This window comes from Bacillus sp. 22-7 (assembly GCF_010628845.1).
Lineage (GTDB): Bacteria > Bacillota > Bacilli > Bacillales > Cytobacillaceae > Cytobacillus > Cytobacillus firmus_B.
This window is the reverse complement of sequence record NZ_NJQY01000026.1, coordinates 1-17437: the sequence shown is the minus strand read 5'-3', so window position 1 is coordinate 17437 and position 17437 is coordinate 1. Positions and strand designations below refer to the sequence as shown.

The following is a 17437-nucleotide window of genomic DNA, read 5'->3' as shown; positions in this document are numbered from 1 at the left end:
AGTCCGAACCCGAGGCAACTTCGGACTCAAAAAGGGAAAATCCAGGAGTTGGAGTCCGAACACAAGGCAACTTCGGACTCAAAAAGGGAAAATCCAGGAGTCTGAGTCCGAACAAAAGGCAACTTCGGACTCAAAAAGCCACAATCCCGGGTTCAGAGTCCGAACCCGGTACAACTTCAGAAACAAAAACCAAGAATCCAGAGCACTAAGTCCGACACCACTCTCCCATCAGACTCAAACCAATGAAATCCTCACCATAAACAAATCCACGCATCAGAAATCAGCGGAAACCAAACAAACAAAAACCCGGGCCGCCAAAGCCCGGGTTCATGTTTATAGAAATACGAAATAGATAACCCCCGCCAGAACAATCCTGTAAATGGCAAAAGGTATCAGTTTAATCTTGCCGATAATCTTCAAGAAGAAGCGGATCGAAACTAATGCAAAAATAAATGCACTGATGAATCCTGCAATAAAGAACGGAAGCGCCTCGACTGAGAAGTATTCAAGATTTTTTATTAATGAAAGAAAACTTGCACCGGCCATGATCGGCACAGCCATAATAAAAGTAAAATCAGCTGCAGCCCGGTGTGACAGCCCAAGCAGCACGCCGCCGGAAATGGTGGAACCTGAACGCGAGAATCCAGGCCAAAGGGAGAAACACTGTATCAATCCAATCGATAAAGCCTGTTTATAGGTGATTTGATCAACAGAAACAGTCTTCGGGTTTTTGCCTCCAAAAATATCAGCAAAAATCATCAGAAATGCACCAATAACCAAACCAATCAGTACCGTTTCAGTTGAAAACAGGTGTTCATCAATATAATCCTCAAACAAAACGCCAAGAATCCCTGCTGGAATTAACCCGACAATAACTTGAGATAATTTCAGGCGGCTTTGTTTTTCTTCAGAGCTTTTACCCCGGCCCCCAAGACCCAGCATTTCAATGAATCGGTCTCTAAAAATGATCACAACCGCTAAAATGGAACCGAGCTGAATAACGACTTTAAAGGTATTGGCTTCATATTTGGATAAAAACTCTTTTGTATTAAGCCACATATCATCCACAATAATCATATGTCCTGTCGATGACACTGGGGCAAACTCAGTCATTCCTTCAACAAACCCCAATATAATTGCTTTCAAAATCATAATAAAATCCATAACTGTTATATTCTCCTTTTAAACTGATGCAAACAACTCCATTTAATGATTATAAACCATTTGAGATAGATAGGAACACTATTTTACAAAGTAATATAGTTGTAAACTGTCTATTAATTCAGCGGAAAATGTCCTAAAAGTGAATTGCAGCACTGGTCAATACCAGGCAGAAATCCCCATTCAAAGTCTTTGAAATCTAATAGGATCTTAATAAAAAATAGTTCGATCACTAATTCACAAACTCTTCACAGAATTCCAAAGTCTTGTGAGAAAAATCACCAATTTCAGAGCTGATTTACCATATGATAAAAGCAGATAAACCAATCGATTTTAAGGAGGAAATCAAAATGAAAAAAGGAGTAAAATATCTGCTTACTTCCGCAATAGGCATAGGCTTGCTAACTGGATGCAGCCAGGGGGCAGCACCGAAAAATTCCCTTCAGCCTGAGGAAAAAGTCCTTGCAGCAGAAACAAACCAGCCTGAAGCAATCGCACCACACAAAGATTTAAATCAGGAACCTATTCCATTGAAGATTGAAAGAGTCGGGGCGAATGAAGTCAATGTCGAAATGACTTCCCAAATTACAGATATTGAAATCGACAAAGGTAAATTCTATAAAGCATGGACATTTAACGGGGAAGCACCCGGACCGGTAGTGGTTGTCAATGAAGGGGACACAATTAATTTCACCTTAAAAAACATGGATCCGGCTATACCGCACAGCATGGACTTTCACGCTGTACACGCAGCTCCTTCAAAAGACTTCTCGAACGTCCAGCCTGATGAAACGGGAACATTCAGTTACCCTGCCAATAAACCGGGGGTGTTTATGTATCACTGCGGAACTTCACCGGTATTATCACATATCGCAAACGGCATGCACGGAACGATTATTGTAAAGCCAAAAGACGGCTATCCGACTGATAAAGAGATTGATAGAGAATATACAATTATTCAAAACGAATGGTATAAATACAACGACCTTGATGATTTTACGAATGGAGTTCCGAGTCATGTGGTTTTCTCAACAAAGGCGTTAAAAGAGGGAGACCCTAATACAAATGGAGATACGTTCACACTTAAGGATAATCCGCTTCTCGCTAAAGTAGGGGATAAAGTGAGGATCTATGTAAACAATGTGGGACCAAATGAAGTAAGCTCTTTCCATGTGGTTGGTACAGTGTTTGACGATGTATACATTGACGGCAACCCTTATAACCATTACAAAGGTCTTCAGACGGTCATGCTCCCTGCGAGCGGCGGAGCTGTTGTGGAATTTACCGTTACGAAGGAAGGCAGCTACCCAATCGTGACGCATCAATTTAACCACGCACAAAAAGGAGCCGTCGCCATTCTAAAGGTAACAGAGACCGGTGAAGACGACGGCAAGGCTACAATGAGCCATTAAATATAAATAAAAACTCAACTTAAACTAAATTATACAAGAGAAAAAACAAAAATGGAATCCTTTTTCCGGCTGTCTTTTAAAAGATAGCCGGAACGCATATTTCCGGGCAGGTGATCGCTGAGTGTATAAAAAAATCGGATGGTTTCTATTATTTTTCAGTATTATCCTGGCCGGAAAAGCTTCCGCTCAGGAATTCTCTGCAGCATCATCAAAAGAGCTGAGAGAAGCCTTGTCGGATCCGAATGCATCAGTCATTAAATTACAATCAGGTATATATGAAGGCAATTTTTCAATAGAGAGAAAAGTTCATATTATCGGGGATAAAGGAACAAGAATTATAGGATCTGAAAATGGCCATGTGCTGACAATTGCAGCGGACGATGTCATTATTGAAAAACTGGAAGTGGAAGGCAGCGGATCACAGAATGCCGGTATCTATGTGACAGGAGACCGTGCTTATCTTCACCATATTGCGCTGTGGAATGTTTTTCACGGTATATATGCAAGGAATTCTTATGGGCACCGGTTTGAAAATAATCTCATTACCAGTTTCCAGAGTAAGGACCGGCACAAGGGCTTTGGCATCTATTTGGTCGAAGCCCCAAATACTGCGGTTAAAAATAATTACTTCTTCCACACGCAGGACGGTGTTTATGTGTCCTATTCTGATTTTTGTGAAGTCACGGGGAACATCATGTCCAAAGCACGGTATGGCGTGCACACAATGGATTCCCGAAATGTATTAATTGCAGACAATAGGGTGACTGAAAGCATCAACGGGCTCATGATCATGCAAAGCTATGAAGTATTTATCCTAGATAATTATTTTTATAAGAACACAGAAAATGAGGGTGCCGGGATTTTTATGTATGACACATTTGATTCCAAAATTGCTTCCAATATTGTGAGGGGCAATTACAGGGGGATGATTCTTGAAAACGCACAGCGGAACAGACTTGAATTTAATCAGGTTCAGGAGAATGATACCGGCCTGGAAATGGGGAAGAACTCAAATGATAACACCATTTATTTAAATAACTTCTCGGGGAATACAAGGCAAATCATTTCCGAAAAAGATAACAGGAATCTATTCAGTAAGGATACTTATGGCAACTATTTTGATGATCATCATTTATTAAATTTGGATCATGACCATAAAGTGGACTTTGCCTATAAAAGCGGTGATGTTTTTTATCAAATGGCAGATAATGAACCTTTACTGCAGATCTTTTATCAAAGTCCGGCCGTAGAATTGTGGAATATGATTGAACAATACACTCCGATTCCATCAGATGCTTTTATCATAGATGAGTCACCGCTTGCTGAAGCTGCGCCTGTAAAACAGAAAGAACTCAAATCAGAAAAAAGGAATGCCTCTTCAAGCCGTGAGCCTTCATTAATCCTGTTCTTTTCCCTTATCGCTTTAACAAGTCTGCTTATTTTGAATTATGGGAGGAAGCACAATGAGATATAGACCTGTTATTCTAATGGCTGTTCTCACATTATTGCTGAGTGCATGCTCTTCATCAGCATCGGAGCCGGCAGAAATCAACCTGAATGAGGATAGCTGTACTGCCTGCAATATGGGGATTGCTGATTTGGAATCAGCAGCACAGCTTATTTTAAAAAGCGGTGAGCCTGTATTGTTCGATGATATTGGGTGTATGACACAATATTTACAGACAGAGAAGCCTGAATATGAGGCAGCCTTTGTACATGATTATCTCAGCAGGGAATGGATATTGTTTGATGCTGCTGCATTTATACAGCACAGCGATATTGATAGCCCCATGAGCTATGGAATTGCAGCTTTTGAATCAATGAAAAAAGCCGAGGAATACCGAATGAAGCACGGTGGAACTGTGTACTCCAAAGATGAGCTTCTGGAAGCTGATATGAAGAGCTTTAAAGGAGACGGAAAGAATCACAGTCATTAACGAGATAAATACCCTCAGCACGAGGAGGAATCAATATGAATCCCGCACTTTTGTATTCTATGACAAAACATGAACTTCGGCTGCTTTTAAGAAGCAGATGGCTTTTTAATTTTATGATTTTATTTTTCTTTCTGGCAGTTCTCCTTTATTTGTATGGCCTTCAGTCTGTAAAATCCGATCCCGCTGAAGTAACGTATGGGCTGGAGGGTGTTAATGACAATATTGAGACAATGGGTGTGAACCCGGAATACTACGGCCTTAGAGAAATAAAGGCGAAAGAGGGCAATGCAGCGGGATTCAGCCAGTCTGCCTACAACCGTTCGATTGCCATGCTGATCAATCTATCTCTTTGGATGATTCCGGTCATCTGTATGATTCTTGGCGGGAGTTCCATTATTGCCGATAAAGAAAATGGGAGATTATCCTTATACAGAACTTATCGGGCATCTTCAGGATATTATCTGATCAGTAAATTCCTGGCTTTAGTCCTCTCGTTATTCTTTGTAGCAGGTATTTCGTATGGGTTATTCGGCTTGATTTTCTCTTTGGCGGGAAGCTCTTTTAATGCACATATTTATCAAGTTTTTTTGCTGGTGAATATGCTTTTAATCCTTGTATTCTCAGCGGCATCATTACTGATTGGAGCCCTTTCCAAAACAAGGATGCAGGGACTGTCAGCAGCCATTATATTCTGGATTCTCATGGTGTTTATATACGAATTTATCATCTTTTCTGTCATCGGGTGGGTTCCATATGCATTCAAGCAAAACAGCCTGTTCTTGTTTATCCTTCTGAACCCGGTTGAATCCGTCCGCGTATGGTCGATCTCTAAACTGAATTCTGAATATGTATTTGGACCTGAATACCTCATAATCGAAAAGTGGGGGACAAATGGGTCTTTAGCAATTGCCCTTACAGTATCCATCTCACTCATAATTCTAATCACCATCCTATCTTCAGCCCGGCTTTTAACGAAAAGAGGTGTATAAAATGATAGTGGAATTGAAGGAGTTATCCAAAGCATATAAAAAGAAGACAGCATTAGCACCGCTGAATCTCCACATTGATCAGGGGGAATGCATCGTATTGTGCGGGGGGAATGGAGCGGGGAAAAGTACAATGATCAAAATGCTTACAGGTGTTGAAAGTCCCACCACTGGAAGTGTGGAGTTCCATTCGAAACAGCGGAAGCCATTTGCTTACATGCCTGACCAAATGATGTTCCCAGCAGAGCTTACACCTTATGAAATCCTTGATTATTATGGTCGATTTTTAAATAAGAACAAGGAAGCGATCAAATTAATTTTAGAAAAAACAGGCTTATGGAGCGAACGAAACCAGAAAGCTGGAGGATTTTCAAAAGGGATGAGTCAGCGGCTTAATCTGGCTCAGTGTCTGCTCGCCGATACGGACATCTATATCCTTGATGAACCGACAGACGGATTGGATCCCTATTGGGTTATTCAGCTTAAAAAGATAATAAAGGAGTTGAAAGAGAAAAATAAAACGATCATAATCAGCAGTCACATTATGAGGGACGCCATAGAAATCGCCGACAAACTGATTATCTTATTTAACGGGAAAATAAAATTTTATGGAACGCTTGATCAAGCTTACAAAGAATATAAATGTTCCTCATTAGAGGAGGTATTCCTTTCTATACACAAAATAGAACATCAATCGGACTGAAACAAAGAGCGATTCCATTTAGGAACCGCTTTTTTGTCCTCTGTTTTCATAAAATGAATATTGTTCAACATCCTTTGCCCATAGCTTCGCATTTTTTCCACTAAGTTCAGCAACCCATATGTCTCCTTTTTGCCCGGCTAGCTTTTTTCTGACCCAAGTTAATTTGCCGGCCGTCTTTAAATAAAGAGGGTTATAATCGCCAATTGAATTTTTAGGATAGGTGATTCTCGTCTGCTGGGGCTTGTTGAGCTGAATCAGACATAGTGTTGGTTCGGGCCGCCTTTGCGGATCGTTTGACCATTCACTTTCATCCACGCGTGAAGCTACGAGCCTTTCATTATCCACCCACGTAAAGCCCATTTCCGCAAATTTAGCAGGGGTAAGGTTCAAGGTATTAAAGGCAGGCAATTCTGCCACCTTCAATTTTTTGTTTTTGAAGCCCATGACAATTCTGCCCCCGCCCGCAATGTAGCCCAATAAATTCCTGCCCGGCGCCCACTTAGGAACGTCCAGATGAAGGATCATCTCATCAAGAACTTCAAAATTCTTCCCATCAGGAGAAATGACACAAACCATATCACTGTCCATGGCCAGAGATGCAGTAGGACTCACTATGAAAGAGATCCATTTCCCGTCTGCTGAGAACTCCATCGTGGTAGCGTTTATGGACATAATGGATGCCTTGCCGTTGCCTATTTCCTTAGGTATAGTAAAGATCGGTTTCACATGCTGAGTCAAATTCATGTCCTCAAGTCGTTCCGGCAGCTGAATTTTATATAGAATGGGGCTGGTCCAGCCGTCCGGCTTTAAGTCGGCGCTTGTAGATAAAATAAATCCTTTTCCGTCAGGATACCAATTATAATCATCTACTCCTAAAGCGATATTATAGAATTGATTCATATCCGATATGTTTAAGACTCCATTACTGGTGAAAGCAATCCTGTAATCGGAAGGTGCCCACTTGGCATTCCCGCCCCCTTGAAAAATCCTTTTATGCTTCTTTGACTTTACATTGTATACCCATATCTCTGTGCGGTTTTCCATATCAGGCGATTGGGGTTCCTGAGATTTTTTTTCATATAGGAGCCATTGGCCATCATAGGACCACTTTGGCGTATTTGTGAATTTTGCAGGTTCAGCAGTAATCTGTTCTTCAGCCGCTCCGGTCTTGATCCACAAATAGCCATTTCGTATAAAAGCTGCCTGCAATTGGTTTTCTGCCGTATCTCCCCATGCATCCAACGGGATAATAAGCAGGAAGCAGCAAAGCAGCAAAATCAGCTTGCGCATATCCTTCTCATCTTCCTTCAAGTTACTTAATCATGCTTATTATGGACAAAGAGAGTTATTTTATCGCAGTCTAACGGGCAGTAAGACCCCAACTTCAAGACTTAGTTGAATCAAAGAAGGATAAGTGGGGGTCAACTGCCCGTAAGGCCCGATTGGTTCAACTAACAATCAGCGGGGGATAAAGCCCCCACTGATTGAAGTTTCACTTTATCGCAGTCTAACGGGCAGTAAGCCCCCCCTTCAAGACTTAGTTGAATCAAAGAAGGATAAGTGGGGATCAACTGCCCGTAAGGCCCGATTGGTTCAACTAACANNGAAGTTTCACTTTATTGAAAGCAAATGAAAAGAGCAGATTGAATAAATGCTTTAAATTTTCGATATAATTTCAATTACTTTATAATGATGGTTTAGTAGACAAAATTGCCCAGCTCCGTTTTTTCGGATGTCAATCGGGTAAAAACAATTAAAAATGGATTAATATTGGAGGAAATCAACTTTGTTCATTGCTATTTTGTTTTTTATGTTCATGTCCTTTTTCCTGTCAGGAAGTGAGACTGCACTAACTGCTGTTAACAAAATGAAATTAAAATCCAGAGCAGATAATAATGATAAGAAAGCACAAAGAATTTTGGATGTGGTGTCAAAGCCTGATGAGATGATTACATCCATTTTGATTGGCAATAATATTGCTAATATCATGCTGCCTACACTGGTTACCATAATTGCGCTTGATTATGATTTCAATGTAGGGGTGGCAACGGGAATTCTGACTGTAGCATTAATTTTATTTGCGGAAGTTCTGCCAAAGTCCATCGCAGCAAGCTTTGCCGACAAAATTGCTTATCTTGTATTTCCGGTCATTCGAATTCTTATGCTGATTTTAAAGCCGGTCACTTTTCTAATATCCAGATTCACGAGGGTAATTATTAAATTTCTTTCTAAAAATGATGTGGATTCAGTATCTGTATCCAAGGAAGAACTCATTACCATGGTTGATATAGCTACAAGCGAAGGAACCTTCCATGAAGAAGAAACACAGCGAATTAAAGGGATCATTGATTTTTATAATTTAGATGTCAGCGATGCGCTAAAAACGCCGCGAATGGAAATTGAAGGAATTCCATATGAAGCAACGATAGAAGAAGCAAAGAATATAGTGTTGGATAATCGTTTTACAAGGTATCCGGTGTATAAAGATAATATGGATAATATTGTCGGGGTTTTCCATGCTAAGGTACTGCTCTCCTGGTCCAATCAGCCTGAGAAGTCCTTAAAGGATTTCACTGATTTAGAGCCTTTATTTGTATATGAATTTCATAGCATTGACAAGGTATTCAAAATGATGATGAAAGAAAGGAAGCACCTTGCCATTGTTCTTGATGAATACGGCGGGACTAAAGGCATCATCACACATGAGGATATTCTTGAAGCGATGCTTGGCCAGGAAATTGAAGATGAAACGGATGAAAATGCGGAAGTGCTGATCGACGAATTAACGGAAAACCACATTATTGTTCACGGCAAACTGGCAATCCGCAGAATCAATGAAGTCTTTAAAACAAAAATCCCCGAAGAGGAAGACATCCTTGCAGGATTTTTACTAAAAGAACTGGGTCATTTTCCTGAAGAAGGGGAAACATTCGAATACCATCATCTGCATTTTGAAATAAAATCAATTGTAGACAACAGAATTAAGCTTGTCGAAATTAAGAAAAAAACACCTTGATATATATGAGCATTATTTCCGCGCGGGAATAATGCTTTTTTATTATCAATAAATAAACCAGGGTATATTCGGGAACAATAGGTACAGGAAAATAAATAAATAATTTTTATTTTTCTGAAAAAATAGGTCCTTTTTAGTATATAATATAATAAAAACAATAAAATTAGAGGTGACCTTAGCATGGAAAACAAACCATTTCATTATGATGGAAGCGTACAAATGAACTACGAAACAGACGGTGAAGCAACTTCAAGTATTCCTTTTGAACTAACAGATGAAATGAGAAAAAACATCGGAACCAATCCATATTCACCTAAAGAACAAGAGTAAATAAGGACCCGTTTTGGGGTCTTTTTTTTTTATATTCGTAAAGTTAAGTTTCTATTTTTTGGATATGTAACTAAATTAGACCTCTGAGTTGATTGAGCGGAAGGCACTTGATACTCGAAAATGCTGACGCCATTTCCTTCGTTCGGTGTTCATGCGAGGAAGCTTATTCAATGTCATGCGGGAGGAGAGGGAAGTGTGAGACCCCCCAGGCGAAGCCGAGGAGGCTCACATTCCTCCCCGCGGGTTCGCTGCGTGCGTGGAGCGGAATCAACGGGCTGACTTCATAAACAAAAAAACAGAAGCTTTGAAAAAAGAGCCTATTTTATTGAGGATTATCCATCCTTAATTTTGGGTATTAAAAAATAGCATGAGCAAATCATTTGAAAATCTTTTTTGTTTTGAATATAATTATCTCGGATTAAGAATAAAAATGATCATACTGCAGGATGAATACATATTTTACTTCTGATTCAAACTAAGTTGACAACTCAAAATGGAAAGGTGATAAAATTATGGCTCAGGTTTTATACATTACAGCACACCCTCATGATGATAAGGTGTCATACAGCATGGCAGCAGGAAAGGCATTTATTGATTCCTACAAGGAAGCTAACCCAAATGACGAAATCGTTCATATTGATTTATACAAGGAAAATGTCCCGGCAATTGATGTGGATGTTTTCAGCGGATGGGGCAAGCTTCAGTCAGGCAAAGGTTTTGAGGAACTGTCTGAAGATGAAAAGACAAAAGTAGGCCGCTTATCCGAACTAAGCGAACAATTCGTTGCAGCTGACAAATATGTGTTTGTTACACCACTTTGGAACTTTTCGTTCCCTCCAGTAATGAAAGCGTATCTTGATTCAGTGGCTGTAGCCGGCAAGGCATTTAAGTATACGGCTGAAGGCCCAATCGGGTTATTGATTGACAAAAAAGCGATTCACATCCAGGCTCGTGGAGGCATCTATTCTGAAGGGCCTGCAGCTGAGATGGAAATGGGTCACCGTTATTTAACAGTATTAATGCAATTCTTCGGCGTCCCTTCATTCGAGGGTCTGTTCGTGGAAGGGCACAACGCAATGCCTGATAAAGCTGAAGAAATCAAAGCTGATGCCATTGCCCGTGCAAAAGACAAAGCAAAAACTTTCTAAACAAAAGCAGCGGATTTCCGCTGCTTTTTCTTTTTGACTAGGCATATATAAGGAGAGCTCTTGTCCCGGAAGAATAGTATAATACAGGAAGTTAATAAGCTGGGAACGAAAGGGGGAAGGTTTGTGAAAATCTCGGAATTCAGCCCCAGGCATTTAAATGAGGAAGATGTTTCCAAGCTGCTTTATGATGGGATTGAGGATAATCTGAAAAAAGGAGATTTAATATTTGTGCCTGGAAGCAGCAGAGCTGCAGAATATCGATTGCCTGAAGCTGTCAGGCTTTATCAAGAAGGAAGGGCAAAAAAGCTGCTTTTATCAGGTGGTGTAAAATGGCCGGGCAATGAAATGACTGAAGCAGAAATGTTAATGAAAAAAGCCATTTTGTACAGAATTCACCCCAATGACCTCTTCATTGAAAATAAATCTCTTCATACAAAAGAAAATGTGCTTGCCTCTATGCTGGTTATGGACCGGATGTGCGGGCTGGAGAACATCTCCAATATCATTGTTGTGACGGCTCCATTTCATATGAGGAGGCTGCACTTAACATTATTGACGTATATGCCAAATTGGATAAACTACTCTCTCGTATGTTCTGATGATGGTGCAACCGGGAAAGAGCAATGGAAGCAGCATCCTTATGGGAGAAAAAGAGCGTTTGATGAAGCCGGGAAAATAATTGATTACGTGAAAAAAGGCATTCTGATGGATCAGGAAATTTAATGTCAAGAAAAATCCCCGCCAGTATCCAATTGGCAGGGATTCTTTTAAAATGTATTATAAACATTCTCGCATTCTTCCGCTGTAGGCTCGTAAAAGCAATGCAGCTTAAATCTTCCGGCTAAGGGCTGATTGTACCATGTGGGCGGACATTCGCCAGGCGGCCGGAAATACCATAGTGCAAATTTGGATGGCCAGATCCGCTCACCACGTACAGCCCTTCGCGCGAGTCTTCTTTCCACTTCCCTTGCCCTCTGATAAAAATAGCCTTTTTGGACAGCTTCAAAAGCATGTGGCTGGTAAATCATTTGCGGTATGGTGCGAATACCAACGAAATCAGAACAATTTGCCCTGATACGGTTAATCCCCACATTTCCCACCATTAACATGCCCTGCTGGCCTTCGCCTTCAGCTTCTGCCCGAAGAAGGCGGGCAAGCAAATCTATATCTTGTTCTCGTGCCTTCACCACTGCCATTCTGTCTCACCCCAATTCCTCTAATTTTATATAGGCTGATATAGGGTATGCACATAAGAGTGGAATGTGCTTTTTACAAGGAAAAAGCTCCGGCAGAAGCTGGAGCTTTTAGTTGGCATAAAAATTTTCCGTATAATAAGGCTGTGATTTTGAATTAAAAGCGACACCGACACCTAAAAATTCATAATCCGCACGCAGAATATTTTTGCGGTGGCCGAGTGAATTCATTAACCCTTCGTGAGCAAAGATACTGCTGAATTGACCGGAAGCAAGGTTTTCCCCGGCTAACATAAATGAAACTTCATCCGCCTGCATTCTGTCAAAAGGGGAGAGGCCCTGCAGGTTGGTATGGTCAAAATAATTGTTCTCTGCCATATCGCTGCTGTGCTTACGGGCCGTTTCCTTAACAGTATCATCCCATTCCAGAACGGGCAGTCCATGATTTACTCTCTCAGCATTGGTAATATCGAAAAGCTGCCATTCAAATCCCTCTTTTAAAACACTGCTGGCATTTGCATAAAAGGATTCTTTTTGCTTTTCAAGTGATTTGCTGATTATTTGAATGGATGTGACCGTATTGTCACGATGCTTATCATAAAAAATGGTTACGTAATTCCCGTCCAGTTCATATAAGTCATAATCACGATTTTCTTCAAGCTGAAAGATGACAAAGTCTTTTCTCATTCTGTCCAGCGGCTTTCCCAGCTGTTCCGCCACGGATGACTTTGGCGTCCCGTAGGCAATCTCTTTTGTTGAAGAAATCAGATCCTGATTTGTATAGATGCCTGCTGCTTTTTCCTGCTTGTCATAAGCGACCATTACGAAATTTTGATAGTGATCATGATATGCATGCCAGTCGGTTCCATATTCATTCGCAGAGATACGGATGGAGGGACCGAGATTCTTTTCAATTTCCGCCTTATCCTCACCTATTTCTATGTTATGAATAGAAAAGGTTTGTTCCTCAGGGGCTTCCAAAACAGGTTTTTCGGCTTTATCTTCAGGAGAAAGATTTTTTTCCCCGGTATATTCACCGATTGTCAGGAGTAATTGATCTGCCCAGTTTTGCGCCTCCTCCATAACGCCCGTTATTACATTCTGGAGGTCCTTATTGTCTTTAAAAAGCTGAATATCTGTTTTTATATTATCCATTACAGTTCCTGACTTAGAATCAACTGCTGATTTTTCATCCGGCTGTGAAAAAGCGAAACCGACAAATAACAGGATAAGTATAAATAAAACCTTCCTCAAATAATCTCCTCCCATGCACCTTTGAACCCAATATCAAAGGTATGCCCATTCATTATAAGATCTAAAAATCCGGAAATGCAAAATATTGCGGCTTTCCTTATTTTTCTACCCTGTTTGCCTGTCACTTTAACCGTGATTCGATATTTTCCGTTTTTAAGTGAAAAGTTTGGGTAACATAATTATAAAAATGAAAATGAACAGATGAGCTGCAAAGGGGGAAGCATGTTGAAACTGACACCGGAACAAAGAATTGAACTCCATGGATTTAATAATCTGACAAAATCACTCAGCTTTAATATGTATGATATTTGTTATACGAGGACTAGGGAAGAGCGTGAAGCCTATATAGATTATATTGATGAGGAATATAGCGCGGAGCGGCTCACAAAAATACTTACGAATGTTTCCGATATTATTGGTGCACATGTCCTGAATGTGGCACAGCAGGATTATGTGCCACAAGGTGCAAGTGTGACGGTCCTTGTATCTGAAGGGCCAGTAGTAGAAGTGCCGGCTGAATCTTATGATGAATCTCCCGGACCGCTGCCGGATAACGTAGTCATGCAGCTGGATAAAAGCCATATTACCGTCCATACCTATCCTGAATATCATCCTGACGAAGGAATCAGCACATTCAGGGCTGATATAGATGTATCCACCTGCGGAGAAATTTCCCCGCTAAAAGCCCTTAATTACCTGATTCATTCCTTTGATACAGACATCATGACCATTGATTACAGAGTCAGGGGATTTACACGGGACAAGGACGGGAAAAAACTCTATATCGACCATGATATCAGTTCGATTCAGAATTATATTCCCGATGAAGCAAAAGAAGATTTTGATATGATCGACGTAAATATTTATCAGGCACATACCTTTCATACCAAATGTAAAATAAGGGATTTCGATTTGGATAATTATTTATTTGGATACACTAAGGACACGCTTGATCCCAAGGAGGCCGAAGAGATTACTGAGCGGCTCACAACAGAGATGGACGAGATTTTTTACGGGAAAAATATTAAACCCGGTTCTATATCAGAGTGAACATGAAGGCTCCCAATCAGGGAGTCTTTTTTCATAATCCCCTGAAACCAGGAAATGATAAAAATAACGATAAATAGGGGGATTTGGGATGAAAGAAAACAAGGTTCATTTGACATCAGGTGAAATGGCAGTTTTATGGACAGGTTACCTAAATGACAGCATGTCATTGCCTCTTCTGGATTATTTTGTTAAGACCGTGGAAGATAACGAAATAAAACCTGTAATTGAATTCGCCCGTCAATTATCGGATGGCCATATCAAGTTTTTGACTGATTTTTTCCAAAATGAAAAGTTTCCAATACCAAGAGGCTTTTCAGCTAATGACGTTAACCTCAATGCTCAAAAGTTATACACAGATACATTCATGCTTGAATTTATTATGCAGATGGCCAAATCCGGTCTTGTTGCGTATGGCAGCTCTTTGGGCATGTGTGCCAGGAAAGATATTAGAGCATACTTTATTAAATGCATCGATCAAACCGTCGAATTGTTTGAAAAAGCAACAGACATAGCCTTAGAGAAGGGTATTTATTTGAGACGGCCCTTCATAGATATTCCGGCGGAAACAGACATGATTGATGATAAAAGTTATTTAAGCGGTTTAAATCCTTTAAAGAAGCCGCGGCCTTTAAATGCGATTGAGATTGCCCATTTATCCTTTAATGTGGAAACCAACATGGTGGGAACCATGCTCGCTCTCAGCTTCTCACAGGCTGCCAAATCAAAAGAAATTATCAGCTATATGGAACGGGGCAGGGACATCTCAAAAAAACATGTGAAAGTTCTTAGTGCAACATTGCTTGACAATGATATTCAAGCCCCTAATTCCGCCGATTATGCTGTAAATGGAAACGACGAATCACCATTCTCAGAACGGCTGATGATGCAGCTTATGGCATTTCTGAGTACATTGGGATCAGGAAACTATTCAGCAGCAGCTTCCGCAAGCCAAAGAAGTGATTTAATCCTGAATTATGAACGTCTTTCTCTGGAAATCGCCCAGTTTGCCAAAGACGGGGCAGACATTATGATCAAACACAAGTGGCTGGAACAGCCGCCAGGTTCACCCAACCGGACAGACCTGGCCAGAAGACAAAGCTAGAACCAGGGAATGCTGCTCTCCTGGTTCTTTTCAAATATACACCATCCTATTTCCAAAACTTCCACCATTTTTTTTCAGGTTCCTGTGCGGCAGCCGCGCTTCGGAAGGAAACAATCATATCCTGAAAAACATCTTCCCGCTGCTTTACTTCATGCCAATATTGCTCCCGCTCTTTATTAATGGTTTCGATATAAATTTCCCTGTCCGTATTTAATGTTTCAATCAGCGAGCTGATTTCGGTGCTGGTCACCTCGGCGGAAGAGGAGATGTAATGGATCATGGTTTTGAACTCTTCGGAAGAAGCTTCCGATGATTCCGTCAGTTTGTTTGTCAACTGATGAATTTGATCGGAAGTACGTTTCGAACTCTTCGCAACCCTTTTCGAAAGAGTTCCGAATGCTTCGGAGGTATCTTCTGATGTCTGCTCAATCCTCGCTGTCAGTGATTCAATTTCCGCTTTCGTTTTTTCGCCTGATTTGTAGATTGAATCCGACAGGCTTTTAACGGTATGCAAAGATCCTTTGCTAATCTCTTTTTTCACTTCTTCTAAAACTTCCTTTCGAACGCCGCTGCGAATTTCATTTCTGACATCTGTAAGTAAGCTGTCTCTGAAATTTCCCATGATAGCCATGAACTGTTCAGCATTCATGACTGAATCCTGTTCTTTATGTAATGCTGTTTCCGGTTCTATTGCCGCCAAAGCAGTTTCATTTGCTGGAGAAGCCGTTTCAGAAACAAAGTCCATATGTTTTTGCATCAATTCCCGGATCATTTCCTTGCTCAGGTTTTTATCGCGCATTTGCTTCACTTTATCAAGCAATGCAATTTCATGGTCTGTATAAAAACGGGCTCCCTGCTTGGACCTGGGAATCAGCAAAAGTCCGTTCAAATCTTTTTCCCATTGCCTTAAGGTCCCCGGAGGCACATTCAGCATTTTCGAGACCTCTTTTATTGTATAAGCTTTCATATATTGCGTATCCATTTTAACTCAGCCCTTTCCAAAATAGATTCTGAATCATTCGGAAGCGGGTTCCGAATCAATTTCTAACTAACCTATTCAGCAGGATATACCTCTTTTTCCTGCCGCATGACAAAAGCTATCAAAACAAGACGTTATTCATCAGAAAAAAGCAAAAAACCGCCATTTTGACAAAAGTCCAAAAAAATTTGCCAATCATCAGGCGATTTGTCATATTCGGGCGGGTATGGCACAATGGTTGGGGAGTTTAGCAAACTAGAATATTATAAAAACAGCGAATTGAAGAGGGAGTTTAATCAATTGGGTAATAGAATTTTCGCAATGTCAATAGCAGCCGGGGTTGGATTGTCTCTGACTGTGGGAAGCATAAAGATGGGTAGCAATGAACACTCAAATGAAAAGGAAATATATTATACAGCTGTTCCGCACGCGGAGGCACAGCATGAACCACACGTGAAGCAGGAAATTATGAAGAAATCGGTGCTTTTGGATGTGCCATTGTACAACCAAATGGATCACCCGCGTTTATATAATGGTTGTGAGATTACCAGTTTGGCAATGATTATAAGCTATGAAGGCATTAAAGTATCAAAAAATGAGCTGGCAAAGGAGGTTAACCGGGTACCGCTCAGATATAGCGGAGGCGAGTACGGGAATCCCAATGACGGCTTTGTCGGCAATATGGAGGATGGTCCGGGATTAGGCGTTTATGAGGGGCCGATTTTCAATCTGGCGAAAAACTACTTTCCTGACCGTGCTGAGAATTTGACTGGCAAGCCGTTCGATGTGCTGCTTGAAAAAGTAGCGAAAGGGTCGCCGGTCTGGATCATTACAACCGCAAGCCTGTCACCCGCTGCATCTTTCGAAACCTGGAATACACCGGGCGGACCGGTGGATGTGACCTTCCAGATGCATAGTGTAGCTATAACCGGGTATGATGAGGAAAATATCTATATTAACGATCCGTATGGCACGAAAAATAAAAAGGTGCCTAGACAGCAATTTATAGAAGCCTGGGAGCTGATGGGGTCACAGGCTATTGTCATTAACTAGCATAATAGCAAAAGAAGGGGCTGCAGCTTGCAGTCCCTTCTTTATCGCAGTCTAACGGGCAGTAAGACCCCCACTTCAAAACTCAGAGGAAGCCAAGGAGGATAAGCGGGGGT

Annotated in this window: 17 protein-coding genes; 12 read left to right on the top strand and 5 right to left on the bottom strand. The window is 40.9% G+C overall.

Annotation, left to right across the window (positions count from 1 at the left end; genetic code table 11):
* Positions 1-333 precede the first annotated feature (333 nt).
* Positions 334-1164: an undecaprenyl-diphosphate phosphatase gene (locus CE058_RS18105; protein WP_048011828.1), complete on the bottom strand. Its 831-nt coding sequence runs from the start codon at positions 1162-1164 to the stop codon at positions 334-336.
* A 347-nt stretch (positions 1165-1511) separates the two neighbouring features.
* Between CE058_RS18105 and CE058_RS18100 the strand changes: the two genes are divergently transcribed.
* The 5 genes from CE058_RS18100 (at position 1512) to CE058_RS18080 (ending at position 6199) form a co-directional block, all read left to right on the top strand.
* Positions 1512-2573 carry a multicopper oxidase domain-containing protein gene (locus CE058_RS18100; RefSeq protein WP_163144557.1) on the top strand — a complete coding sequence of 354 codons (1062 nt, stop codon included), beginning with the start codon at positions 1512-1514 and terminating at the stop codon, positions 2571-2573.
* A 121-nt stretch (positions 2574-2694) separates the two neighbouring features.
* Positions 2695-4047, top strand: a complete 1353-nt coding sequence (locus tag CE058_RS18095; RefSeq protein WP_163144555.1) for a right-handed parallel beta-helix repeat-containing protein — start codon at positions 2695-2697, stop codon at positions 4045-4047.
* The gene (locus CE058_RS18090) at positions 4037-4510 is read left to right on the top strand and encodes a nitrous oxide reductase accessory protein NosL (protein WP_163144553.1); all 474 of its coding nucleotides are present in this window, start codon (positions 4037-4039) and stop codon (positions 4508-4510) included. Before CE058_RS18095 ends, CE058_RS18090 begins: the two co-directional genes overlap by 11 nt.
* A gap of 35 nt (positions 4511-4545) precedes the next feature.
* The gene (locus CE058_RS18085; protein WP_163144551.1) at positions 4546-5499 is read left to right on the top strand and encodes an ABC transporter permease; all 954 of its coding nucleotides are present in this window, start codon (positions 4546-4548) and stop codon (positions 5497-5499) included.
* Between the two features lies 1 nt (position 5500).
* Positions 5501-6199, top strand: a complete 699-nt coding sequence (locus CE058_RS18080) for an ABC transporter ATP-binding protein (protein ID WP_163144549.1) — start codon at positions 5501-5503, stop codon at positions 6197-6199.
* An 18-nt stretch (positions 6200-6217) separates the two neighbouring features.
* Here the strand turns inward: CE058_RS18080 and CE058_RS18075 are convergent, their stop codons facing one another.
* Positions 6218-7510, bottom strand: coding sequence for a TolB family protein (locus CE058_RS18075; protein WP_286168066.1), 1293 nt, complete (start codon positions 7508-7510; stop codon positions 6218-6220).
* A gap of 475 nt (positions 7511-7985) precedes the next feature.
* Between CE058_RS18075 and CE058_RS18070 the strand changes: the two genes are divergently transcribed.
* The 4 genes from CE058_RS18070 to CE058_RS18060 all read left to right on the top strand — a co-directional run bounded on the left by CE058_RS18070 (position 7986) and on the right by CE058_RS18060 (position 11416).
* Positions 7986-9215 carry a CNNM domain-containing protein gene (locus tag CE058_RS18070; RefSeq protein ID WP_048011750.1) on the top strand — a complete coding sequence of 410 codons (1230 nt, stop codon included), beginning with the start codon at positions 7986-7988 and terminating at the stop codon, positions 9213-9215.
* A 180-nt stretch (positions 9216-9395) separates the two neighbouring features.
* Complete coding sequence (locus tag CE058_RS24845; protein ID WP_197245729.1) at positions 9396-9545, top strand: hypothetical protein; 150 nt, start codon at positions 9396-9398, stop codon at positions 9543-9545.
* 512 nt (positions 9546-10057) lie between these two features.
* Entirely contained in the window at positions 10058-10693 is a 636-nt protein-coding gene (locus CE058_RS18065) for an FMN-dependent NADH-azoreductase (protein WP_163144548.1), read from the top strand.
* Between the two features lie 123 nt (positions 10694-10816).
* Positions 10817-11416 carry a YdcF family protein gene (locus tag CE058_RS18060; RefSeq protein WP_163144546.1) on the top strand — a complete coding sequence of 200 codons (600 nt, stop codon included), beginning with the start codon at positions 10817-10819 and terminating at the stop codon, positions 11414-11416.
* Positions 11417-11460: 44 nt separating this feature from the next.
* Here CE058_RS18060 and CE058_RS18055 read toward each other — a convergent pair whose 3' ends face one another.
* Positions 11461-11889 (bottom strand): cell wall hydrolase, encoded by a 429-nt coding sequence (locus tag CE058_RS18055; protein ID WP_163144544.1) that lies wholly within the window; start codon positions 11887-11889, stop codon positions 11461-11463.
* A 108-nt stretch (positions 11890-11997) separates the two neighbouring features.
* Positions 11998-13140 carry a CAP domain-containing protein gene (locus CE058_RS18050; protein WP_286168065.1) on the bottom strand — a complete coding sequence of 381 codons (1143 nt, stop codon included), beginning with the start codon at positions 13138-13140 and terminating at the stop codon, positions 11998-12000.
* Between the two features lie 225 nt (positions 13141-13365).
* Here CE058_RS18050 and speD point away from each other — a divergent pair, with 225 nt between their 5' ends.
* The gene (speD, locus tag CE058_RS18045) at positions 13366-14190 is read left to right on the top strand and encodes an adenosylmethionine decarboxylase (protein WP_163144656.1); all 825 of its coding nucleotides are present in this window, start codon (positions 13366-13368) and stop codon (positions 14188-14190) included.
* A gap of 88 nt (positions 14191-14278) precedes the next feature.
* On the top strand, positions 14279-15292 hold the full coding sequence (locus CE058_RS18040; protein ID WP_163144540.1) for a DUF3231 family protein: 1014 nt from the start codon (positions 14279-14281) through the stop codon (positions 15290-15292).
* Between the two features lie 46 nt (positions 15293-15338).
* On the opposite strand, the gene CE058_RS18035 is transcribed toward CE058_RS18040, so the two are convergent.
* On the bottom strand, positions 15339-16259 hold the full coding sequence (locus CE058_RS18035) for a MerR family transcriptional regulator (protein ID WP_286168064.1): 921 nt from the start codon (positions 16257-16259) through the stop codon (positions 15339-15341).
* 312 nt (positions 16260-16571) lie between these two features.
* Between CE058_RS18035 and CE058_RS18030 the strand changes: the two genes are divergently transcribed.
* Complete coding sequence (locus CE058_RS18030; RefSeq protein ID WP_163144536.1) at positions 16572-17324, top strand: C39 family peptidase; 753 nt, start codon at positions 16572-16574, stop codon at positions 17322-17324.
* The last annotated feature ends 113 nt before the right edge of the window (positions 17325-17437 follow it).